The organism is Streptomyces sp. NPDC048639 (assembly GCF_043199075.1).
Classification (GTDB): Bacteria; Actinomycetota; Actinomycetes; order Streptomycetales; family Streptomycetaceae; genus Streptomyces.
Genome location: NZ_JBICVP010000001.1, coordinates 771673 through 793404, shown reverse-complemented (window position 1 = coordinate 793404; position 21732 = coordinate 771673). Strand labels below are relative to the sequence as shown.

Annotated in this window: 15 protein-coding genes; 6 read left to right on the top strand and 9 right to left on the bottom strand. The window is 71.9% G+C overall.

Translation table 11 applies throughout. The features are described from left to right. Positions 1-3: 3 nt before the first annotated feature. Entirely contained in the window at positions 4-1047 is a 1044-nt protein-coding gene (locus ACGFNH_RS03420) for a metal ABC transporter substrate-binding protein (RefSeq protein ID WP_393651277.1), read from the bottom strand. Positions 1048-1255: 208 nt separating this feature from the next. Here ACGFNH_RS03420 and ACGFNH_RS03415 point away from each other — a divergent pair, with 208 nt between their 5' ends. Continuing rightward, positions 1256-2638 carry a glycine--tRNA ligase gene (locus ACGFNH_RS03415; RefSeq protein ID WP_393651494.1) on the top strand — a complete coding sequence of 461 codons (1383 nt, stop codon included), beginning with the start codon at positions 1256-1258 and terminating at the stop codon, positions 2636-2638. A 167-nt stretch (positions 2639-2805) separates the two neighbouring features. Here ACGFNH_RS03415 and ACGFNH_RS03410 read toward each other — a convergent pair whose 3' ends face one another. After that, positions 2806-4155: an MFS transporter gene (locus ACGFNH_RS03410; protein WP_393651493.1), complete on the bottom strand. Its 1350-nt coding sequence runs from the start codon at positions 4153-4155 to the stop codon at positions 2806-2808. A gap of 313 nt (positions 4156-4468) precedes the next feature. On the opposite strand from ACGFNH_RS03410, the gene ACGFNH_RS03405 reads away from it, so the two are divergent. Further along, positions 4469-5524 carry a helix-turn-helix transcriptional regulator gene (locus tag ACGFNH_RS03405; RefSeq protein ID WP_393651276.1) on the top strand — a complete coding sequence of 352 codons (1056 nt, stop codon included), beginning with the start codon at positions 4469-4471 and terminating at the stop codon, positions 5522-5524. Positions 5525-5614: 90 nt separating this feature from the next. On the opposite strand, the gene ACGFNH_RS03400 is transcribed toward ACGFNH_RS03405, so the two are convergent. Beyond that, a complete protein-coding gene (locus ACGFNH_RS03400) occupies positions 5615-7072 on the bottom strand; it encodes an MFS transporter (RefSeq protein WP_393651275.1) in 1458 nt (485 codons plus the stop codon). Between the two features lie 111 nt (positions 7073-7183). Between ACGFNH_RS03400 and dusB the strand changes: the two genes are divergently transcribed. Beyond that, positions 7184-8311: a tRNA dihydrouridine synthase DusB gene (dusB, locus tag ACGFNH_RS03395; protein ID WP_393651274.1), complete on the top strand. Its 1128-nt coding sequence runs from the start codon at positions 7184-7186 to the stop codon at positions 8309-8311. 192 nt (positions 8312-8503) lie between these two features. Here the strand turns inward: dusB and ACGFNH_RS03390 are convergent, their stop codons facing one another. After that, complete coding sequence (locus ACGFNH_RS03390) at positions 8504-10531, bottom strand: glycogen debranching N-terminal domain-containing protein (protein ID WP_393651273.1); 2028 nt, start codon at positions 10529-10531, stop codon at positions 8504-8506. Between the two features lie 527 nt (positions 10532-11058). On the opposite strand from ACGFNH_RS03390, the gene ppdK reads away from it, so the two are divergent. The 3 genes from ppdK to ACGFNH_RS03375 all read left to right on the top strand — a co-directional run bounded on the left by ppdK (position 11059) and on the right by ACGFNH_RS03375 (position 16536). Further along, positions 11059-13794: a pyruvate, phosphate dikinase gene (gene ppdK / locus ACGFNH_RS03385; protein WP_393651272.1), complete on the top strand. Its 2736-nt coding sequence runs from the start codon at positions 11059-11061 to the stop codon at positions 13792-13794. Positions 13795-13990: 196 nt separating this feature from the next. Further along, positions 13991-14845, top strand: coding sequence for an arylamine N-acetyltransferase (locus tag ACGFNH_RS03380; RefSeq protein ID WP_393651271.1), 855 nt, complete (start codon positions 13991-13993; stop codon positions 14843-14845). A 653-nt stretch (positions 14846-15498) separates the two neighbouring features. Then, positions 15499-16536, top strand: a complete 1038-nt coding sequence (locus tag ACGFNH_RS03375; RefSeq protein ID WP_393651270.1) for a helix-turn-helix domain-containing protein — start codon at positions 15499-15501, stop codon at positions 16534-16536. On the opposite strand, the gene ACGFNH_RS03370 is transcribed toward ACGFNH_RS03375, so the two are convergent. From ACGFNH_RS03370 to pcaH, 5 genes are all read right to left on the bottom strand, one after another. After that, positions 16514-17674: an alkaline phosphatase PhoX gene (locus tag ACGFNH_RS03370; RefSeq protein ID WP_393651269.1), complete on the bottom strand. Its 1161-nt coding sequence runs from the start codon at positions 17672-17674 to the stop codon at positions 16514-16516. The genes ACGFNH_RS03375 and ACGFNH_RS03370 overlap by 23 nt on opposite strands. A gap of 203 nt (positions 17675-17877) precedes the next feature. Beyond that, a complete protein-coding gene (gene pcaD / locus ACGFNH_RS03365; RefSeq protein WP_393651268.1) occupies positions 17878-18675 on the bottom strand; it encodes a 3-oxoadipate enol-lactonase in 798 nt (265 codons plus the stop codon). Further along, positions 18672-20306, bottom strand: coding sequence for a 3-carboxy-cis,cis-muconate cycloisomerase (pcaB, locus tag ACGFNH_RS03360; protein ID WP_393651267.1), 1635 nt, complete (start codon positions 20304-20306; stop codon positions 18672-18674). Before pcaB ends, pcaD begins: the two co-directional genes overlap by 4 nt. Next, positions 20293-20880, bottom strand: a complete 588-nt coding sequence (gene pcaG / locus ACGFNH_RS03355; protein ID WP_393651266.1) for a protocatechuate 3,4-dioxygenase subunit alpha — start codon at positions 20878-20880, stop codon at positions 20293-20295. Before pcaG ends, pcaB begins: the two co-directional genes overlap by 14 nt. Continuing rightward, positions 20877-21728: a protocatechuate 3,4-dioxygenase subunit beta gene (gene pcaH, locus ACGFNH_RS03350; RefSeq protein ID WP_393651265.1), complete on the bottom strand. Its 852-nt coding sequence runs from the start codon at positions 21726-21728 to the stop codon at positions 20877-20879. Before pcaH ends, pcaG begins: the two co-directional genes overlap by 4 nt. Positions 21729-21732: the final 4 nt, after the last annotated feature.

Genomic DNA, 21732 nt, shown 5'->3' with positions numbered 1-21732 from the left:
GCGTCACGTGGCCGCGAGGGCCTTCTGCAGATTCCTGAGGTTGGCCTGCATGACCTCGAAGTAGTCACGGCCCTGGGACTCGTCGGTGATGCCTTCGACCGGATCGAGCACGTCGGTGCGCAGCGCGATGTCGCCCGCCAGGGTCTTCGCGGTCCGGTCGCTGGCGATCGTCTCGAAGAAGACGGTGCTGACCTTCTCCTTCTTGGCGAGGGCCTGCAGGTCCTTCATCCGGGCCGGGCTGGGCTCCGACTCGGGGTCGATGCCCGAGATGCCCTCCTGGTGCAGGCCGTAGCGCTCGGCGAGGTAGCCGAAGGCGGAGTGGGTGGTGATGAAGGTGTCGGTGGTGCGGTTCGCCAGACCGTCCTTGTACGCCTTGTCGAGCCGGCCGAGCCGGGCGACCAGGGCGTCGGTGTTGCGGCTGTACGCGTCGGCGTGCTTCGGGTCGGCCTTCTCCAGCGCTCCGCCGACGCCCTGGGCGATCTCCGCGTACTTGGCCGGGTCGAGCCAGACGTGCGGGTCGGCCGCCGCGTTCCCGCCGCCGTGGTCGTGGCCCTCTTCGCCGTGGTCCTCCTCGGCGTGGCCTTCTTCGCCGTGGCTGTGCTCGTCGCCGTGATCGTGCTCCGTGCCCGCGCTCTCGCCGTGGTCGTGGCCGGACGAGGTGCCGTGGCTCTCGAGGTGGGTGAGGTCGGCGGCGTCGACCTTGTCCTTCACCTCGGCGACCTTGATCGCCTCGTCCACCGCGGGCTGCAGGCCGCCCAGGTACACGACCAGTCCGGCGTCGCTCAGTTCGGCGGTCTGGCGCGGACTGACCTCGAGGTCGTGCGGTTCGACGCCCGGCTCGGTGAGGTCGGAGACGCTGACGTGACTGCCGCCGATCGTCCTCACCAGAAACTCCATGGGGTAGAACGACGCCACCACGGCCAGCTTGCCGTCGTCGCTGCGGCCGTCCGCGGAGCCCGTGGGCGGGCAGCCGGCCAGGGTGGCGAGCCCGAAGGCGACGGCACCGGCGGCAGCGCTGGTGCGTATGAGGCGGCGGCGTACGTTCATGACAGTCATTTTCAACAAAACTGGAAACGATTGTCAACAAGGAGGGCGCGGAGACGGGCTCCCCCGGCGATTTCCGCATCTCTCCAGGGCACAGCTCCGTGCCCCCCGATTTGGTGTGAGGGGTGCGCCCGCCGGTAATCTGAGGTATTCGCTGGGCAGGATCCCGGCGGAAACCACCATGACCGCTTCGTCGTATGAAGAGAGCACCGTGGCCGCCGACAAGATCGACACCATCGTCAGCCTGAGCAAGCGCCGTGGCTTCGTCTACCCGTGCAGTGAGATCTACGGTGGTCAGCGAGCCGCCTGGGACTACGGGCCGCTGGGCGTCGAGCTCAAGGAGAACATCAAGCGCCAGTGGTGGCGTTCCATGGTCACCTCGCGCGACGACGTCGTCGGTCTCGACTCGTCCGTGATCCTGGCCCGCGAGGTCTGGGAGGCGTCAGGCCACGTCGCCACCTTCACCGACCCGCTCACCGAGTGCACCTCCTGCCACAAGCGGTTCCGCGCGGACCACTTGGAGGAGGCGTACGAGTCCAAGCACGGCCACCTGCCGGCCAACGGCCTGACCGATGTGAACTGCCCGCACTGCGGCAACAAGGGCGCGTTCACCGAGCCCAAGCAGTTCTCCGGCCTGCTCGCCACGCACCTCGGCCCGACGCAGGACTCCGGCTCGGTCGCCTACCTCCGCCCCGAGACGGCGCAGGGCATCTTCACCAACTTCGCGGCCGTGCAGCAGACTTCGCGCAAGAAGCCGCCGTTCGGCATCGCGCAGGTGGGCAAGTCGTTCCGGAACGAGATCACGCCGGGCAACTTCATCTTCCGCACCCGCGAATTCGAGCAGATGGAGATGGAGTTCTTCGTCAAGCCGGGCGAGGACGAGACGTGGCACGAGTACTGGATGCAGGAGCGCTGGAACTGGTACCGCGACCTGGGCCTCCAGGAGGCCAACATCCGGTGGTACGACCACCCGAAGGAGAAGCTCTCCCACTACTCCAAGCGCACGGCTGACATCGAGTACCGCTTCAACTTCGGCGGCACCGAGTTCTCCGAGCTGGAGGGTGTCGCGAACCGTACGGACTTCGACCTCACCGCACACTCCAAGGCATCCGGCCAGGACCTGTCGTACTTCGACCAGGAGGCCGGCGAGCGCTGGACCCCGTACGTCATCGAGCCGGCGGCCGGTGTGAACCGGGCCATGCTCGCCTTCATGCTCGACGCCTACAACGAGGACGAGGCTCCGAACGCCAAGGGCGTGTTGGAGAAGCGCACGGTCATGCGGCTCGACCCGCGCCTGGCGCCGGTGAAGGTCGCCGTACTGCCGCTCTCCCGCAACCCGCAGCTCTCGCCGAAGGCGAAGGGGCTGGCGGCGGACCTGCGCAAGCTCTGGAACATCGAGTTCGACGACGCGGGCGCCATCGGCCGCCGCTACCGCCGCCAGGACGAGATCGGTACGCCGTTCTGCGTCACGGTCGACTTCGACACGCTCGACGACAACGCGGTGACGGTGCGCGAGCGCGACACGATGAAGCAGGAGCGGGTGTCGCTGGACCAGGTCCAGTCGTACCTGGGCGGCCGACTGCTCGGCTGCTGAACGGCGTTTGCCGGTCCGCGGATTCGCTGACGTGCTGACCTGCTGACGCGCTCAACCGGCCTCGGCGGGAAGATCGTTCGCACACACGGTGCCGGGCCCGTTCCCACGGGCCCGGCACCGTTCGTTGTGCCGCCGCGCATGCCGCTCGCCGCGCATCCGCCCACGCGTCAGCCCACCGTCCGCGGCAGCCGCAGACTCATCAGCACAGTCAGTGCCACCGCCCCCAACTGCACGCTCAGCGTGGCCGCCAGCGCGTCCCGCATCCCCGTGGAGGCGGTCAGGGCCAGAAACAGCGAGCCGAGCGTCGCCACACCCAGCGCCAGGCTGGACTGCTGTGTGGTCACCATCACCCCGCTGCCCACTCCGGCCTGTTCACCCGGCACATCGGCCAGCACGATCCGGAACAGGACCGGCAGTTGCAGCCCCTGTCCGAAGCCGGCCAGCGCCATCCCCGGCAGCAACTGCCAGAAGCCCAGGCCGTCCCAGCTCCGCAGTACCGCCGTCACCAGCAGCACCAACCCCACCGCCTGGACCAGGCCGCCCGCGGTCACGATCCGGCTGCCGTAGCGGCCGACCAGACGGGGGCCCATCAGTGACGCCGCGAAGAACGTCACGGCCATCGGCACCAGCGCGACCCCCGCGTCCACCGGGCTCTGTCTCAGCCCCTGCTGGAGGGCGACCGCCATCACGAACATGAAGCCGCCGAAGCCGATCGAGAACGGCAGCACCATCCCCAGGCCCCGGCGCAGCCCGGTCAGCGCGAAGAGACTCGGCGGGACCAGCGGCGTACGCCCCTGCCGGTCCGCCTGCCGCTCCACCGCCCAGAACGCGCCCGCGAGGAACGGGAAGGCGGCCAGCGAGACCCACGTCCACAGGGGCCAGCCCGCGGCGTGACCCTCCGTCAGCGGCATCAGCAGCGCCACCAGCGACAGCGCCAGCAGCACGGTGCCGGCGCGGTCGACGGGCGCGGGCCGTTCGGAGCGGGTCTCCGGGACCGTACGGGTCGCAAGGGCCGGACCCGCCAGCGCCACCGGCACGTTGACCAGGAAAACCGAACGCCAGCCGGTGCCCGCGATGTCCGCCGACACCAGCATGCCGCCGAGGATCTGCCCGGCCACCATGGACAGGCCCGCCGTCGCCCCGTACAGGCCGATCGCCCGCGCACGCCGGCGGCCGGTGGTCGTGGCGTGGATGGTGGCCAGCACCTGCGGCAGCATCAGTGCCGCCGCCGCGCCCTGCGCCACCCGGGCCGCGACCAGTGTCCCGGCCTGCGGCGCGAGACCGCACGCCAGCGAGGTGAGAGCGAAGGCGGCCATGCCGAAGAGGAACAGCCTGCGCCGGCCGAACATGTCGCCCAGCCGTCCGCCGAGCACGAGCAGGACGGCGTACGTCACGCCGTAGCCCGCCACTACCAGTTCCAGCATCGCGGGGCCCGCGCCGAGTTCCCGGTCGATGGAGGGCAGAGCCACATTGACGATGAAGAAGTCGATCAGCGGCAGCGCGGCGCCCAGGAGCACCGTGACGAGCCCGAGCGGGCGGAGCGCGGGCCCACTGCCGCCGCCGGCCGCGGGCGCACTGCCGTTCCGGCCGGGGCGGGCCCGTTCGTCCGTGCTGCCCGGGCGGGTCGCCAGGTGCCGGACGCGCGGGAGGATCTCGGCCCGCGATGCCGATCCGGTGAGCGGGGGCGGGGGTGGGGGAGTGAAGTCGGAACGCGTCGTCGATTCGGTCACGCCTCGACGATGCGCGCGCCCTGAGAGGGGTACCAGAGTCCCCTTATCCTGGTACCCGCACTACCTGGAAACCGGCTGAGCGCCGTAGCAAGCTGGAGTCATGAGCCTTGCCACGCACTCCTCAGCCGTCCCGCCAGCCGTAGCGAACCCCGCCGCCGTCGGTGCGGATGGGGCGACCGGGGCGTCCGGGACCGGCGAGGCGGCACGCGGTGCCGACACCGTACGCCGCAGTGAGCTGGCCGCGTTCCTCCGCAGCCGCCGGGAGCGGATCACCCCCGAGCAGGTCGGGCTGCCCCGCGGCCGACGCCGCCGGACCCCCGGGCTGCGGCGCGAGGAGGTCGCCCACCTCTCCGCGGTCGGCGTCACCTGGTACACCTGGCTCGAACAGGCACGGGACATCCACGTCTCCGCCCAGGTCCTCGACGCGCTGGCCCGCGCGCTGCAGCTCGACCCGAGCGAGCGCAGCCATCTCTTCTCCCTCGCCGGAGCCACGGACCCGGCCCCGGGCAGCGAGTGCACGGGCGTCTCGCCGTCCGTGCGGCTGATGCTGGAGCAGCTCGAGCCGTATCCGGCCTGCGTCCAGAACAGCCGGTACGACATCCTCGCGTACAACCGCACGTACGGCCGTCTGCTCTGCGGCCTCGACAGCCTCCCGTACCGGGACCGGAACTGCATGTGGCTGGCCTTCACCAGCCCCGAGTGGCAGGCCGCGCTCGTGGACCGGGACGAGACGATCCGCCTGATGGCGGCCAAGTTCCGTGCCTCGATGGCCGAGCATCTCGCCGAACCGGTCTGGAAGGCGATGCTCAAGCGGCTGCAGCAGGCTTCCGCCGAGTTCCGGGAGCTGTGGGAGCGGCACGAGGTGGTGAGCACGGTCGGCAGCCGGACCAAGCGGTTCCGCAACGCCGACGTCGGGCTGCTGCACCTCGAGCACACCGACCTCTGGCTCGGTCCGCGCCACGGTCCGCGGCTGGTGACCTACCTGCCCGCGGACGCCGAGACCGGCGAGCGGCTCGGACGGCTCCTCGCGCTCGCCCTGGCGGACGCGGCGGAGGGCCGTCGCAGCGCCGCCGACGAAGCAGCGGCACTGCGCGCCGCGGACGACGAGATGGATCCGCGCGGGGACGCGGTCGGCGCGTCGGCCTCCCCGGCCTGAGCAGCGGCCGCTACGCCCGCCGGAGCGGGGAAGGTCGTCCGGGCCGCGCCAGGGCCGTTGCCCGCACCCGAGCAGGCGCAGCCGCCGGGGTCACGCCCGCGCGCCTTCCGTCCGCTGGTTCCCCGCCGCCTCAGGGTCCAGCCGGGCCGCCGTGCGTGACGTCGTACGAGCCGCCCAGGAGCCGGTCGTGGCCGCGCCGACGAGCAGGACGCACACCCCGCAGCCCGCGATGATCCACCACGCGCCGCGGCTGGCGGCGGCGAACCCCTCCACATCGGCCGAGCCGTGCACACCCGCCGCCAGCACGGCCCCGATCACCGCCACCCCCAGCGTCGCCCCGACCTGCCGGCTCGTGGACGCCACGGCGGCGGCCACGCCCGCCTGGGCGCGTGGCATGCCGGACACGGCGGTGTTGGTGATCGGGGCGTTGACCATGCCGAAGCCGAGGCCGAAGAGCACATAGCCGGTGAAGAGCAGCGGCACCGACGCCTCGGCGTCGAACCCGGCGAACAGCACCCCGCTCGTCGCCATCGCCACCCCGGCGATCAGCAGCGGCAACCGCGGCCCGCGGCTGCCGACCAGCCGCCCGGACAGCGGCGCGCAGACACCGGTCATCGCCGCCATCGGCAGCATCCATACCCCGGCGTCCAGGGCGGACAGGCCGCGGATCTCCTGCAGATACAGGGTGTTGACGAAGAGGAAGCCACCCAGCGCGGCGAAAGCGCTCACCGCTATCACCGTGGCCCCGCTGAACGGCGCACTGCCGAAGAAGCGCAGATCGATCAGCGGCTCCTCGCGCCGCGGCTCGTACAGGACCAGCGTCACCAGGGCCACGAGTGCCACTCCCGCGCAGGAGAGGATCCGCGGCGAACCGGGCCCCGCCACCGGGGCCTCGATGATCGCGTACGTCAGCGAGCCCAGCAGCGCGATGACGAGCAGCTGCCCGACCAGGTCCACACGGCGCGGCTTCGGAGCCCGGGACTCCGGGACGTACCGCGCGGTGAGCAGCAGGGCGGCGAGCCCGACCGGAAGGTTGATCCAGAAGATCGACCGCCAGCCGACCGACTCCACCAGCACCCCGCCCACCAGTGGCCCTGCCGCCATGCTGATGCCGACGACCCCGCCCCACACACCGATGGCCCGCGCACGCTCCCGCGGCTCCGTGAAGACATTGGTGATGATCGACATCGCCACGGGGTTGAGCATCGCGCCGCCGACGGCCTGCACCATCCGGAAGGCGACCAGCCACTCCAGCGTCGGCGCGAGGCTGCACAGCAGCGATCCCACGGTGAAGAGCACCAGCCCGGCCTGGAAGACCTTCCGCCGGCCGATCCGGTCGGCGGTGGAACCCATGAGCATCAGCAGCGCCGCCAGCACCACGGTGTAGCCGTCGATGGTCCACTGCAGTCCCGAGAGGGAGGCGTTCAGATCCGCGCGCATGGAGGGCAGCGCGACGTTGAGCACGGTGTTGTCGAGGCTGACGATCAGCAGGCTCATGCAGCAGATACCCAGCACGAGCAGCCGCCGGCGGTGGCTGAGTTCCGACATGCTCGAACCGTACAAGCACTCCGCCTCCTGCGTTGGGTGACGACCCCCGCCATCCGTGCGGGACAATGGGTGGTCGTCCCCCGTTCGTACGCGCCCGAAGGAAGCCTTCCCGTGACCCAGCTGGACATCGGCCCGCACACGGTGCAGCCACCGGTGGTCCTGGCCCCCATGGCCGGGATCACCAATGCGCCGTTCCGCACCCTGTGCCGCGAATTCAGCCGCGGCAAGGGGCTGTTCGTCAGCGAGATGATCACGACCCGGGCCCTGGTCGAGCGGGACGCCAAGACCATGCGGCTGATCCACTTCGACGGGACCGAGAAGCCGCGCTCCATCCAGCTCTACGGCGTCGACCCGGACACCGTGGGCCGGGCCGTCCGCATGATCGCGGACGAGGACCTGGCCGATCACATCGACCTCAACTTCGGCTGCCCGGTGCCCAAGGTCACCCGCAAGGGCGGCGGCTCCGCCCTCCCGTACAAGCGGAATCTGCTGCGGTCGATCCTGCGGGCGGCCGTCGGCAACGCGGGCCGCCTGCCCGTGACCATGAAAATGCGCAAGGGAATCGACGACGACCACCTGACGTATCTGGACGCCGGCCGCGCCGCGGTCGAGGAGGGCGTCACCGCCATCGCCCTGCACGGCCGCACCGCCGCGCAGCACTACGGCGGTACCGCCGACTGGTCGGCCATCGCCCGGCTCAAGGAAGCCGTGCCGGAGATCCCGGTGCTGGGCAACGGCGACATCTGGTCGGCCGGCGACGCGCTGCGGATGATGCGCGAGACCGGCTGCGACGGGGTGGTCGTGGGGCGCGGCTGCCTCGGCCGTCCGTGGCTCTTCGGCGACCTGGTCTCCGCTTTCGACGGCACGGGCGACTACGCGGCGCCGACGCTGAAGGAGGTCGCGGTCGTCATGCTCCGGCACGCCCAGCTCCTGGGGGAGTGGCTGGAGGACGAGGCGCGCGGCGTCATCGACTTCCGGAAGCACGTCGCCTGGTACACCAAGGGCTTCGCCGTGGGCTCCGAGATGCGCAAGAAGCTCGCCGTGGCCTCCTCCCTCGACGAACTGGACGCGCTGCTCGGCGAACTGGATCTCGACCAGCCCTGGCCGGCCGGGGCCGACGGGCCCCGCGGCCGTACGTCCGGCAGGAACCGCGTGGTCCTGCCGGACGGCTGGCTCGACGATCCGTACGCGTGCGCCGCGGTGGGCGCTGAGGCGGAGCTCGACACCAGCGGCGGGTGAGCGCTCCCGCCGGTCGGCGCCCAGGGTGCCGGCCGTGCCACCCGGCCCCTCCACGGGGTTCCGTTCGTCACCCCGGAGGAAGGGGCGGGTGGAGGCGGCGCGCTGCCGTCGCCGAGGCGCACCGCCGCCCTCCCTCCCCGGCGGGGCACCGTCACCTCCGGGCCGGAGACGACGGCGCCCGGCCCGGCACTGTCACGTCCGGCCGGGCGTCAGCGCGCTGAGCAGGGCCAGCGGTGTCGCGGCCGCCCAGGCCTGCGGTGAGCAGGAGTGCGGATACGGCACGGGCGTCGGGTGTTCGTCCCGCCCGTAGCCCGCCATGAGTTCCGGCAGCCGCCAGTCGTGCACGACCGCTGCCTCGACGAGCGCGCGGATCACCACGAGTGCCTGCTCGGTGAGCCCGTAGCGGACGAGACCGAGCGCGGTGAGCGCGTTGTCGTGCGGCCAGATGGAACCCCGGTGCCAGGACAGCGGGTGGTACGGGACCTGGCCGGAGGCCAGGGTCCGGATGCCCCAGCCGGAGAAGAAGTCCCCTTCCAGCAGCCGGCGCCCGACCTTCTCGCCGTGCTCGGGATCCAGGATCCCGGACCACAGCAGATGACCGGCCTCCGAGGCCAGGACGTCGACCCTGCGGCCGTTGCCGTCGAGGGCGAGGGCGGGGAAGCCGTGCTCCGGCATCCAGAACTCGCGGTGGAAGCGGTGACCCAGTTCGGCCGCGGCCTCCTCCAGCCGGTCCGCGAGCCCCGCGTCGTCCCAGGTCTTGCGGGCGAGGGCGGCGGTGCGGACGAGCGCGTCGTACGCGTAGCCCTGGGCCCCGGCGATCGCGATGGGCCCCTGTGCCGGTGTCCCGTCGCTGAAGCAGATCGCGCCGGGAGAGTCCCGCCAGCTCTGGTCGCCGCCCGCGCCGCCGGAGGCGTCGGCGTAGACGAGCCAGCCGCGCTCGGTCAGCCCGCCGTCGCGGAACATCCACTCGACAGCGGCCCGCGCCTGCGGCTGAAGACGGTGCGCGAGCGCGTCGTCGCCCGTCCGGTCGGTGTAGGTGTGCAGGAGGGTGAGGAAGAGCGGGGTCGAGTCGACCGCGCCGTAGTACCGCCCGTACGGGACCTGGCGGAAGTGCGGCAGTTCGCCGTGGCGGATCTCGTGCGGGATGCGGCCGGGCTGTTCGTGCCGGGTGCCGCACTCCTCGTCGCGGTGGTGGCGTCCGTGCCCCGGACCCGGGGGAACGTCGTAGCCCGTGCCCTGCGCGGCGGCGAGGGCGGAGAGGGTGGCCGAGGCCAGGGCGGGCCGGTACGGCAGGGTGAACAGCGAGGTGAACAGGGAGTCGCGGCCGAACAGGGCCAGGTACCACGGGATTCCGGCCGCGGGCACCCGCAGCGCTTCCCCGTCCGGACCGGCCGCGGGCACGCGCAGCCCTGCCAGGTCGGCGAGGCCCTGCTCGCAGGCGCGCGCCAGTTCGGGCCAGCCGATGAGATCGCGCGGGCGGGGGCCGGTGCCGGTGAAGGCGGCGTTCTCCCGGGCGAGGCCGGCGACCGCAGCGGCCGGGGTCCGCAGCTGCGGCCGTTCGTTGTCCGTGCCGGACGGCAGCGCACAGGCCTGGAGGACGATCTCGCCGCTGCCGTGCGGCGGAAGGACCACACGCCATTCCAGGGTGCGTGCCGTCCCGCTGGAGGGGTGGGTGACCTCGTCCGGCGGCGGGACCGCGGTGATCACGGTCCGGGAGTGCCACTCGGGCTCGCCACCGGTGCCGGGGCGTTCGTATCCGAGGGCGACGCCGTCCGGCAGGGCCTCGGTGGTGCGGACGGCGTCGGTCTTGTCGTACGTGCGGTGGTCGGTGCGCAGCTCGAACTGGTCGGCGAAGTCGGCGTCCACCGTCAGGGAGATGCGGGCGACCGTCGGGAGCGGGCGGTTGCTGGTCAGCCGGATGCGGTCGGCGAGCGACCGGTCGGCGACCGCCTGCTCCCGGAAGACGGTGTAGGCCGGGGGCTCGTGCTGGGTGCCGGGCGGGGTGAGTACGGCGGCCAGGGGCCGGTCGGGTCCGGCCTGGCCCGCGGCGACGAGCAGTTCGGGGTCTCGGCCCTCCAGGGTGAGCTGCCAGCGGCTGAGGTGGCGGGCGTCGCGGGAGAACAGGCCCTGGGGTGAGGCGTCCCGGGCCCCGGTGATGTCACCGGAGTCCGTGACGACGGCGAATGTTCCGTCATGCACCAGAAGATGGTGTCCTGTCATCGGTCAAGCCTGCCTTTCGGCGGGCTCGGTATGGAGGACGTCACTCCGTGTGTCCGCGTCGCGACGAAGTGTGCGGGTCGGAGGGGTCGCGCGGCGACTGCTCATCTGAGCGATTTCCCGTGCGGATGTGTCCACTGGCTGAGATCGTGGGTACATCAAAGGCGTGATTCTCGCCACCCCTGATAGGGAGCATGCTCAGATGAGCGCTTCGTGAGGGGGTGCACTTTCCAAAGGGTGGCACCCAGTGCCACCTTCCGCGACTTCGGATGATCACGGGGTCGGTCACTCTCCGCCGATCGCAGCTGGCGTTACCGTCGGCCGAGAGTAACCATGACTACACCTCTTGAAGGAACCGGAGTTGACCGAGAACCGGTCGTGTGCCTGCGATCTGCTGGCGGACGAGTGGTTACAGCCGTATGACGGCCAAGTGGACGTACTCACGCGCCTTCGATCTGGGTACGCTCCCGGCCGTCAGGGCAGCCCCACCAGACGCCGTCGGCGGTACCCCAGCGAGGTGTAGAGATCCCGTGTCGGAAACCAAAAATCCCCACGTATCGCAGCCTGAGCCCCAGAAGTTCGTCTATGACTTCACCGAGGGCAACAAGGACCTCAAGGACCTGCTCGGCGGCAAGGGAGCCAACCTCGCCGAGATGACGAACCTCGGGCTTCCCGTGCCTCCGGGTTTCACCATCACCTCCGAGGCCTGCAAGGTCTACCTCGACAGCGGCAGCGAGCCCGCGGCACTCCGTGACGAGGTGAGCTCCCACCTTCTCGCCCTCGAGGAGACGATGGGCAAGAAGCTCGGCCAGCCGGACAATCCGCTGCTGGTGTCCGTGCGTTCCGGGGCGAAGTTCTCCATGCCGGGAATGATGGACACCGTCCTCAACATCGGCCTCTCCGACGAGTCGGTCGTCGGCCTCGCCGCGCAGGCCGGCGACGACCGCTTCGCCTGGGACTCGTACCGCCGTCTGATCCAGATGTTCGGCAAGACCGTGCTCGGCGTCGACGGCGATCTCTTCGAGGAGGCGTTCGAGGAGGCCAAGCAGACCAAGGGGGCCGCGACCGACGTCGACCTCAAGGCGGCCGATCTCCAGCACCTCGTCGAGGACTTCAAGGGCATCGTGCTCAAGGAGACCGGGCGCGAGTTCCCGCAGGACCCGCGCGAGCAGATGGACCTCGCCATCAAGGCGGTCTTCGACTCCTGGAACGGCGAGCGCGCCAAGCTCTACCGCCGTCAGGAGCGCATCCCGCACGACCTCGGCACCGCCGTGAACATCTGCTCCATGGTCTTCGGCAACCTCGGCCCCGACTCGGGCACCGGAGTCGCCTTCACCCGCGACCCGGCCAGCGGCCACCAGGGCGTCTACGGCGACTACCTGCAGAACGCGCAGGGCGAGGACGTCGTCGCCGGTATCCGCAACACCGTGCCGCTCGCCGATCTCGAGGGAATCGACGAGGCGTCGTACGACAAGCTGATGCAGATCATGGAAACCCTCGAGACGCACTACAAGGACCTGTGCGACATCGAGTTCACCATCGAGCGCGGTCAGCTCTGGATGCTCCAGACCCGGGTCGGCAAGCGCACCGCCGGCGCCGCCTTCCGGATCGCCACCCAGCTCGTGGACCAGGGGCTGATCGACGAAGCCGAGGCGCTGCAGCGCGTCAACGGCGCCCAGCTCGCTCAGCTGATGTTCCCGCGCTTCGACGAGTCCGCCGCCCCCGAGAAGGTCGGCCGGGGCATCGCGGCCTCGCCCGGTGCGGCGGTCGGCAAGGCCGTCTTCGACTCGTACACGGCCGTCAAGTGGTCGCGCTCCGGCGAGAAGGTCATCCTCATCCGCCGTGAGACCAACCCCGACGACCTCAACGGCATGATCGCCGCCGAGGGCATCCTGACCTCCCGCGGCGGCAAGACCTCGCACGCCGCCGTCGTCGCCCGCGGCATGGGCAAGACCTGCGTCTGCGGCGCGGAGGAGCTGGAGGTCGACACCAAGCGGCGCCGGATGACGACCTCCGACGGGACGGTCGTCGAGGAGGGCGACGTCGTCTCCATCGACGGCTCCTCCGGCAAGGTCTACCTCGGTGAAGTACCTGTCGTCCCCAGCCCCGTCGTGGAGTACTTCGAGGGCCGGATGCACGCCGGAGCGGAGGACGCCGACGAACTCGTGGGCGCCGTGCACCGGATCATGGCGTACGCCGACCGGGTCCGCCGTCTGCGGGTGCGCGCCAACGCCGACAACGCCGAGGACGCCGCCCGTGCCCGCCGCTTCGGCGCCCAGGGCATCGGCCTGTGCCGCACCGAGCACATGTTCCTCGGTGAGCGGCGCGAACTGGTCGAGACGCTGATCCTCGCGGACACCGACGAGGATCGCCACGAGGCGCTGAAGACCCTTCTGCCGCTGCAGAAGCAGGACTTCGTCGAGCTGTTCGAGGCCATGGACGGCCTGCCGGTGACGGTCCGTCTGCTCGACCCGCCGCTGCACGAGTTCCTGCCGGACATCACCGACCTCTCCGTCCGCGTCGCGCTGGCCGAGGCCCGTCACGAGCAGCACGAGAACGACCTGCGCCTGCTGCAGGCCGTGCACAAGCTGCACGAGCAGAACCCGATGCTGGGTCTGCGCGGCGTACGTCTCGGCCTGGTCATCCCGGGTCTGTTCACGATGCAGGTACGGGCCATCGCGGAAGCCGCGGCGCAGCGCAAGAGCGGCCAGGGGGACCCGCGCGCGGAGATCATGATCCCGCTGGTGGGAACCGTGCAGGAGCTGGAGCTGGTCCGCGACGAGGCCGAGCAGGTCATCGCCGAGGTCCAGGAGGCGACCGGTGTCGACCTCAAGATCTCGCTCGGCACGATGATCGAGCTGCCCCGCGCCGCCCTGACCGCGGGTCAGATCGCCGAGGCCGCCGAGTTCTTCTCCTTCGGGACGAACGACCTCACCCAGACGGTGTGGGGCTTCTCCCGCGACGACGTGGAGGCGAGCTTCTTCACCGCGTACCTGGAGAAGGGCATCTTCGGGGTCTCCCCGTTCGAGACCATCGACAAGGACGGCGTCGGCTCGCTCGTCCGGAACGCGGCCGAGGCCGGGCGGGCCACCCGCCCCGACCTCAAGCTCGGCATCTGCGGTGAGCACGGCGGTGACCCGGAGTCGGTCCACTTCTTCCACGAGGTGGGGCTGGACTACGTCTCCTGCTCGCCGTTCCGGATCCCGGTGGCGCGTCTGGAGGCGGGCCGCGCGGCCGCGCAGAGCAGGGGCAGCGACTCCCGCTGACCAGCGGCCCGTTGGACCACCGGGGCCGCCGCCGGGACTCCCTCAGTCCGGCGGACGGGCCCGGCGCCCTGAAAGGGGGCGGCGCCTTGTGCGGAGGCGCCGCCCCCGACCTTTCTGGCGAACACCGCTGATCCGGCCCGTTCTGCTGCGGAGGCCGTCTCCCGCCCGTGCCGGCGCGCTTCATAGGATTCGAGTCGTGTTGAGCGCCGGGAAGACCCAGCAGTATCTTCGTCGGCTCGGGCTGCCTGCCCCCGAACCGCCGTCGGTGGCCGGGTTGTTCGCCCTGCACCGGGCGCACGTCGAGCGGGTGCCCTACGAGACGCTGGAGATCCAGCTGGGTCGGCCGACGACCGTCGATCCGTGCGAGTCGGCCGACCGGATTCTGCGGGGGCGCGGCGGCTACTGCTACCACCTCAACGGCGCGTTCGCCGCGTTGCTGGCCACGCTCGGATACGACGTGGCATGGCATGTCGCCGGGCTCCAGCCGGATGCGGGGATGTCCGCCGGGGCGAACGGCAACCATCTCGCGCTGACGGTCGAGTGCGAGGGCCGTACGTGGTTGGCGGACGTCGGTCTGGCGGACGCACTGCATGAGCCGCTGCCGCTGCGGGAGGGGACGTACCGGCAGGGACTGATGACGTTCGGCCTGCGCCGCTCGGTCGCCGAACCGGGCGGATGGCGGTTCGATCACGATCCCCGGGGATCCTTCCTGGGCATGGACTTCCTGACCGCGCCTGCCCGTCCGGCCGATTTCTCCGAGCGGCATCAATACCTCTCGGGCTCCCCTGACTCGCCGTTCGCCGGCACGGCCCTGGTGTTCCGGCGGGATGCCGCAGCGCTGGAGGTGCTGCGGGGCTGCGTCCTGACCCGCACCGACATCGACGGGCGGCACACACAGGAACTGACCACCGCTGAGGAGTGGTTCGCGGTGCTCGGCAGTCGCTTCGGCCTGACCCTGGAGGATCTGCGCCCCGCTGATCGCGGCGCTCTGTGGCGAAAGGTCCAGGCGGCCCATCTGACGTGGAAGGCAGCGGTCGCCCCGCTCTCGTAGGCGCGTGTGCCGGTCCGGAAGACGCCTGCCCGGCCCGCCGCGTGGTGCCCGCGAGGCGCTGCCTTATTGACGTGAGTTCAGAAGCGCACGTTCCGGATGAGGCCGCGGTGTATGACGCGGGTCACTTTTTCCGTGGCTGTTGTTGATAAGGAGCCAAGCGCGGGATGGCGGTGTTCCTCCGTACCGCTCGGAATGTACGCGCTTAACTCGCTGTCACGCACGGGGCGTTGGTGTGCCGTGGGTGTTCGGGGCGCGGTGCCGGGGGGTGTCCGGATTTCTTCGGCGACGCAGAGTGCACCTCATGCCAAGAATCCGCCCGGGAGCATTTCCCGGGCGGATTCCTTGGCATGTGCCAGTGATGCGAGGAGGCGGGTTGTCGGCCTGCGGTCCGGACGGGCTCGAGGTACCAGACCGCAGGCCGTAACCCCTGCTGGACACGTGGCGGTACCCAAAGCCGCCCGGAAACGGTCGCCGTACTGCCCCCACAACAGCTGCATCGGCGGCTTCCGTGTGCCCAACGACATACAGCATTTCGTTTCGGGCGTATGGCGGCGACCCGTTTCAACTGTGGCCAAAAGGGCGTGGTCACCGTCCGTGCCGGTGTGCATACTCGGTGACCGGGACAAAGGCGGGGGGCCACTTGTGGGGGTTTGGTGCTACGCATCCATTTCACCGGGCTTGACCTCGCCCGGATCCGGATAGCCGCACGTCCGGATGCGCTGTGGGAATCCATCCTCAGTTTCCATCGACTACGCGACAAACGGGGGGCGTCGGTCTTCCGGCAATGGCGCGGGGAAACCCGGACCAGGTTGAACGGTGAAACACGCCTGCTCGCCTCGCTCGTTCCGACCCGGGGCTATTTCCCCGACTTCCTCACCCCGCCCGAAGGCGCCATCGGGGTGGAGCCGGCCATCGAGGCGCTGCGCGAGACTCCGGACCACCGTCTGCACCACGACATACGGCTGCTGGGCAGACAGCGTTCACGCCAGGCGTGGGTGCATGCGCTCGGCGACGGCGACGCGGGGGCGCTGGGCCGGCTCATCGGCGTCCTGCGGAGCTACCACAAGGCGGCCATAGCGCCCTACTGGCCGCATGTGCGGGCGCAGATCGAAGCCGACCGGGCGGCCCGCGGCCGGGCCCTTCTGGACGGCGGTGCCGACCAGTTGCTGGCCTCGCTTCCGCCGATGATGCGCTGGCGCTCACCAGTGCTGGAGGCCGATTACCCGGTGGACCGCGACCTGTATCTGAGCGGCCGGGGGCTGCTGCTCCAGCCGTCGTTCTTCTGCCGCAGCACCCCGGTGACGTACTACGACCGGGAGTTGAGCCCGGTGCTGGTCTATCCGGTGCAGCACACCGAGGAGTCGGCCCCCTCGACCGCCCCCGTGCGGTCCTACGCGGATGACCCGGCCTCCCTCGGCAAGCTCGTCGGGCACACCCGCTCCGCCGTGCTCCAGACCATTGGGCAGGGCTGCACCACCGGTGAACTGGCCCGCAGGGTGGGTGTGTCCGCGGCGTCGGCCAGCCAGCACGCCAGCGTGCTGCGCGAGGCGGGCCTCGTCCTCACGTTGCGGCACGGCAACGCCGTGCTGCACACGTTGACACCGCTGGGCGCCGCCCTGTTGCGGGGCGGCGCCGCAGCGGTGCCGGGAGTTCAGGAGCTGCCCGCCGCTACGACCGGAACGGTCCGGTGACCTCGTAGGTGATGCCGCCGGACGAACTGCCGGTGGTGCCGCGCTGGCTGGAGAAGTACAGCCGCCGCCCGTCGGGGGAGAAGGCGGGTCCGGTGATCTCCGAGCCGGACTGGCCGTCGATGCGCAGGAACGGTGCGACCACGTCATCCGGCGTGATGATGCAGATGTCCATGCTGCCGCCGTCCTCCGCGACGAACAGATCGCCGGAGGACGTGCCGGTCACGTTGTCGACGCCGGTCAGCGGGGCCCCGCCGCCGGGCACGAGGGAGTCGTCGTACGCGAGCTCGTACCGGCCGGCCGCCAGGTCGAGCTGCCAGAGGCGGTTGTCGCCCTTGGTGGTGAACCAGACCGTGTCGTCGGCGTAGTGGCAGCCCTCACCGCCGTTGAAGCGCTTCGCACCGGCGACCTGGTTGCGGGTGGCGGTGGGGGAGCCGTCGGGGTCGGGGACGTCCGCCCAGGAGAACGAGCCGGAGGTGCCGCTGCCGGCGAGCAGGACCTGCAGGGTTCCGGACGACAGGTCGCCCCACGCGCCGGGCAGGAAGCGGTAGAAGCAGCCGTCGCTCTCGTCCTCGGTCAGGTAGACGGCCCGGCGGACCGGGTCGGCCGCGGCCGCCTCGTGCTTGAAACGGCCCATCGCGTCGCGCCGGGTGGCCGCCTGCACACCCCACGGGTCGGTCTCGTAGACGGAGCCGAGGGAGACCTCTTCGCAGGAGAGCCAGGTGTTCCACGGGGTGGCGCCACCGGCGCAGTTCTGCCGGGTGCCGCTCAGTATCCGATGGGCGCCGGTCACGGTGCCGGAGGCGTCGAACCTCACCGCGCCCGCACCGCCGTCGGGGTTGATCTCGGAGTTGGAGACGTAGATCCACCCGTTCCCGTCGGCGAAGCAGGCGCCGCCGTCGGGCGCGTCGTGCCAGGTGTACGAGGTGCCGGGCACGGTCTGCCGGGAGCGGGCGATCACCCGGCCGGTGAATCCGCTCGGTAGGCGGATCCCGTTGGCGTCGGCGGCGCCCAGCGCGCCGTACGGGCCGGGGCCGGGCTGCGCGGGGGCCGCGTACGCGGCACCGTGCGTGAGGGTTCCGCCGAAGACGGCGGCCGATGTACCGAGGACTGCGGCACGCAGAAGGCTGCGGCGTTCCATGGTCACTCCGAGGAAGTTGTGACGTCGCCCGCGGCCGGTCGGCGGCGGGGAGGCAGCGCGGAGGAACCCTAGGGGCGGAGCATGGACGGAGAGTGAACAGCGCGCCGCCGGTGGCGTCCGGCGGGACAACGGCGATGGTGGGGCACCAATACGGCCCGGATGACCGGGAGTTGGGGACGGGGGCGGGGACGGGAGGCGGACCGCTACGTACGGCCTCCGGTGTCGCCGAGGTGGGCCAGCAGGACGGGAGTGATGGCCTCCGGACGTTCCACATGCGCCAGATGGGCCGCGCCCGCGACCTCCAGCAGGCTCGCGCCCGGCACCGCCGCGGCGATCGCGCGGGCATGCTCGGGCGGTGTCGCCGGATCGTTCCGGCCCGCCACGACCAGGGTCGGCACGGTGACCGACGGCAGTGCGGCGCGCAGGTCGAAGGCCGCGAGCGCGTCGCAGCAGGCGGCGTAGCCCTCACGATCTGCCGCGCGCAGGTCGCCGAGCAGCGCCTTTCCGCGCGGTGTCCGTGCGAAGGGCGGCGCGAACCAGGTCCCCGGCCGGCTCGCCGCCATCGCCTCCGTGCCCTGTTCCCGTACCAGTGCGGCCCGTTCGCGCCAGGCCTCCGGGTCGCCGAAGCGGGCGGAGGAGCAGACGACGGCGAGCGAGCGGATCCGCTCCGGGTGGTGCGCGGCCAGGTGCAGCCCGACGGCGCCGCCGATGGAGACCCCGGCGTAGGCGAAGCGTTCCCAGCCCTGCGCGTCGGCCAACTGCAGGACAAGAGCGGCGAGTCGGGCCACGGTCGCCGATCCGTCGCCGGGAAGGAGGGCGGAGGGGGAGCCGCCGTGGCCCGGAAGGTCCCAGCGCAGGACGCGGTGCACGGCCGCGAGGTAGGGGACCTGCGGGTCCCATACGGCGAGCGAGGTGCCGAGGGACGGGCCGAGGACGAGCGGGGCGCCGTCCGTCCTGCCGTCGAGCCGGTGATGAAGCCCCTGGCGGGGCAGGTCGGTCATGCGTGCTCCCCGGGGGTGGTGCGGGGCGGGCTCGGCGCTGCAGGTCGTGCGGCCGGTGCGGGGTCGGAGGCGGCACCGTGGGTCGTACGGTGCGGGGCGGCGCCGTCGGTCGTGCGGTCGGCGGCCGGGGTTCCGGGCGGACGCCAGGCCAGCGCGCGGTCGACGAGGGCCGCGGCCGAGCCGGTGTAGCGGGCGGGGGCGGCGAGATCGTGCAGCCGTTCCTTCGAGAGCTGTCCGGCCGCGTCCGGTTCGCCATCCAGGATGTCCGCCAGTGCGTCCGCCAGGGCGATGCCCTCGGCGGCCGCGCGGCGCGAGGCCGCCGTCAGCCACTCCCGGGCCCTGGCGCGCCCGGCGATCGGACCGAGTGCGGCGGCGAGCCGTTCGCTGACGATCAGGCCGTCCGTCAGATCCAGGTGCTCCCGCATCCGTTCGGGGAACACCCGTAGCCCTTCGGCGAGTTCGGCCGCGGCGCGAGCGACCCCGCCGGCCAGCCGCAACAGTTCGCGCAGCGGCTCCCACTCGGCGTGCCAGGCGCCTGCGGGCCGCTCGTCCTCGGCGGCGAGTGCGCCGAGGAGGACGGACACGAGGGCCGGTGCCCGGCGGGCGCCCGCCGCGATCAGTGCGGCCCGTACGGGGTTGCTCTTGTGCGGCATCGCGGACGACTCGCCTCCGCCGCCCTCGGCCACTTCGCCGATCTCCGTCCGCGAGAGGACGAGGACATCGGCGGCCGGTTTCCCGAGCGCCCCGCAGGTGAAGGCCAGCGCGGTCGCCAGGTCCGCCACGGGGGTGCGCAGGGTGTGCCAGGGGAGTGCGGGCGCGGCGAGCCCCACGGCCTCGGCGTACGCGTCCATCAGCCGGACCGCGGAGGCGTCGCCGCCCGTGGCGCCTTCCGGGCCCGCGGCGCCCGCGCCCCCGGCCGATGCCTCCGGGCCCCGCGCGGCCGCCTCCGCCTGGGCCGCGAACGCGGCCAGCGTGCCCGCCGCGCCGCCCAGTTGAGCCGGCAGGGCCAGCGCGGCGAGGCGGTCACGGGCGTCCAGCACCAGCGAGCGCCAGCCCGCGGCCTTCAGCCCGAACGTGGTGGGCACCGCGTGCTGGGTGAGCGTGCGGCCGGGCATCGGCGTCGAGCGGTGCTCGGCGGCCAGCCGGGCCAGGGCCTCGGCCGTACGGTCCAGGTCGGCCAGGACGCCCGGCAGGGTCCGCGCCGCGACCAGCATCGAGGCCGTGTCCAGGATGTCCTGGCTGGTGGCGCCGCGATGGACGGAGGCGGCCGCCCCCGGATCCGTACGGGCCACGGCGGCGGTCAGGTCCGCCACCAGCGGGACGACCGGGTTGCCGGCGGAGCGGGCGCGCAGGGCCAGGTCCCGTACGTCGTAGAGCTCGGCACGGGCCGCTGCCGCGACGATGCCGACCGCAGGGGCCGGGGCCTGCCCGAGGGAAGCCTGGGCGCGGGTCAGCGCGGTCTCGGCGTCCAGCATGGCCTGCAAGAACGCCCGGTCGCCGGTGGCCGCTTCGGCGGCCGAGCCCGCCCGCAGCGGCGCCAGCAGGCCGAGGTCCTCGCCCTCGGCGTGCGGGGAACCTGCGGCGGTGGCGCCTCCGGAGCCGGGAGGTGTCCCGGAGTCAGCGGAAGTCAAGGAAGACCGTCTCCTCCTCGCCCTGCAGACGGATGTCGAACCGGTAGCGGCCGTGCGCTTCGGCCCGGGCCACCAGCGTCTCCCGGCGGGCGGGATCCAGCGAGGCGAGCAGCGGGTCCGAGGCGGGAGCCGTGCCGTGCTCCGGCAGGTGGATCCGGGTGAACAGATGATGGAGCAGTCCGCGCGCGAAGACGCACACGGCGATGTACGGGGCCGCGGCCCCGCCCGGTGGCAGCGTGCGAATCGCCCAGTGGCCGTCCGCGTCCGTCGCCACCCGCCCGAAGCCGGTGAAGTCCACGCCGTTGCGGCCGAGATGGCCGCCGGTCACCGGGTCGCGGCGCAGCGAACCGGGCGCCCCGGCGAGAGAGCCGTCCGGTCCCGACTGCCAGAACTCCAGCAGCGCGTCGGGTACGGCGGCGCCCGCCCCGTCGCGGACGCGACCGTGGACGGTGATCGCGTCCGGATGCCCCGCCGGGGCGAGGTCGCCGCCCTCGGGGAACGGCAGCGCGTAGCCGTAGAAGGGCCCGACCGTGTGGGAGGGGGTGGGGGAGAGGGGAGTGTCCTGCCCGGTCATGCGCGGCCCTCCTCGGCGAAGGTGGCGGACGGCCCGTCGAGCACGATGTCCCAGTGGTAGCCCAGCGACCACTCGGGCCGGGACCGGGTGTGGTCGTACGCGGCGACCAGGCGCTCCCGGGCCTTCTCGTCGGTCACGGACTGCAGGATCGGGTCGTGGGCGAAGAGCGGGTCACCGGGGAAGTACATCTGGGTGACCAGGCGCTGGCTGAACGCGTTCCCGAACACCGAGAAGTGGATATGGGCCGGGCGCCAGACGTTCGTATGGTTGCGCCACGGATATGCGCCGGGCTTGACGGTGGTGAAGCGGTAGCCGCCGTCGTCATCGGTCAACACCCGCCCCACACCGGTGAAGTGGGGGTCCAGCGGCGCCGGGTGCCGGTCGCGCAGATGCGCGTAGCGGCCCGCGGCATTGGCCTGCCACAGCTCGATGAGCTGCCCGCGCACCGGTCGGCCCCGGCCGTCGAGGAGCCGTCCGGAGACGGTGATGCGCTCGCCGAGCGGCTCGCCCCGGTGCTGGGCCGTCAGATCACTGTCGTGCTCGGTGACATCGGTGGCGCCGAAGACCGGCGAATGCCACTCGACGGTCTCCGGGTCGCAGTGCACCGGGACCAGCGGCCGCTGCGGATGACGCAGCATGCTGCTCCGGTACGGCGGGAAGTCCCGAGGCGGGTGGTGGGCCGCGGGAGCGCCCTGGGCCCGCGCTTCCCCGTACGCGGCGTGGATCGCGGCCACTTCGCGGTCGATGTCCGCCTGGGTGGGCCGGGCGCTGCGTGCGGCGGGGACGGACGCGTCGGATCCGGCGGGCCGTTCGAGCCGTGCGGACCGGTCGTCTGCGGCGGGGGCCATGCGA

Coding starts and splice junctions, on each gene's coding strand:
- ACGFNH_RS03420 (WP_393651277.1), bottom strand. CDS start 1,047: ATGAACGTACGCCGCCGCCTCATACGCACCAGCGCTGCCGCCGGTGCC.
- ACGFNH_RS03405 (WP_393651276.1), top strand. CDS start 4,469: ATGAGCCTTGCCACGCACTCCTCAGCCGTCCCGCCAGCCGTAGCGAAC.
- ACGFNH_RS03400 (WP_393651275.1), bottom strand. CDS start 7,072: ATGTCGGAACTCAGCCACCGCCGGCGGCTGCTCGTGCTGGGTATCTGC.
- ACGFNH_RS03390 (WP_393651273.1), bottom strand. CDS start 10,531: ATGACAGGACACCATCTTCTGGTGCATGACGGAACATTCGCCGTCGTC.
- ACGFNH_RS03370 (WP_393651269.1), bottom strand. CDS start 17,674: ATGGAACGCCGCAGCCTTCTGCGTGCCGCAGTCCTCGGTACATCGGCC.
- pcaD (WP_393651268.1), bottom strand. CDS start 18,675: ATGACCGACCTGCCCCGCCAGGGGCTTCATCACCGGCTCGACGGCAGG.
- pcaG (WP_393651266.1), bottom strand. CDS start 20,880: ATGACCGGGCAGGACACTCCCCTCTCCCCCACCCCCTCCCACACGGTC.
- pcaH (WP_393651265.1), bottom strand. CDS start 21,728: ATGGCCCCCGCCGCAGACGACCGGTCCGCACGGCTCGAACGGCCCGCC.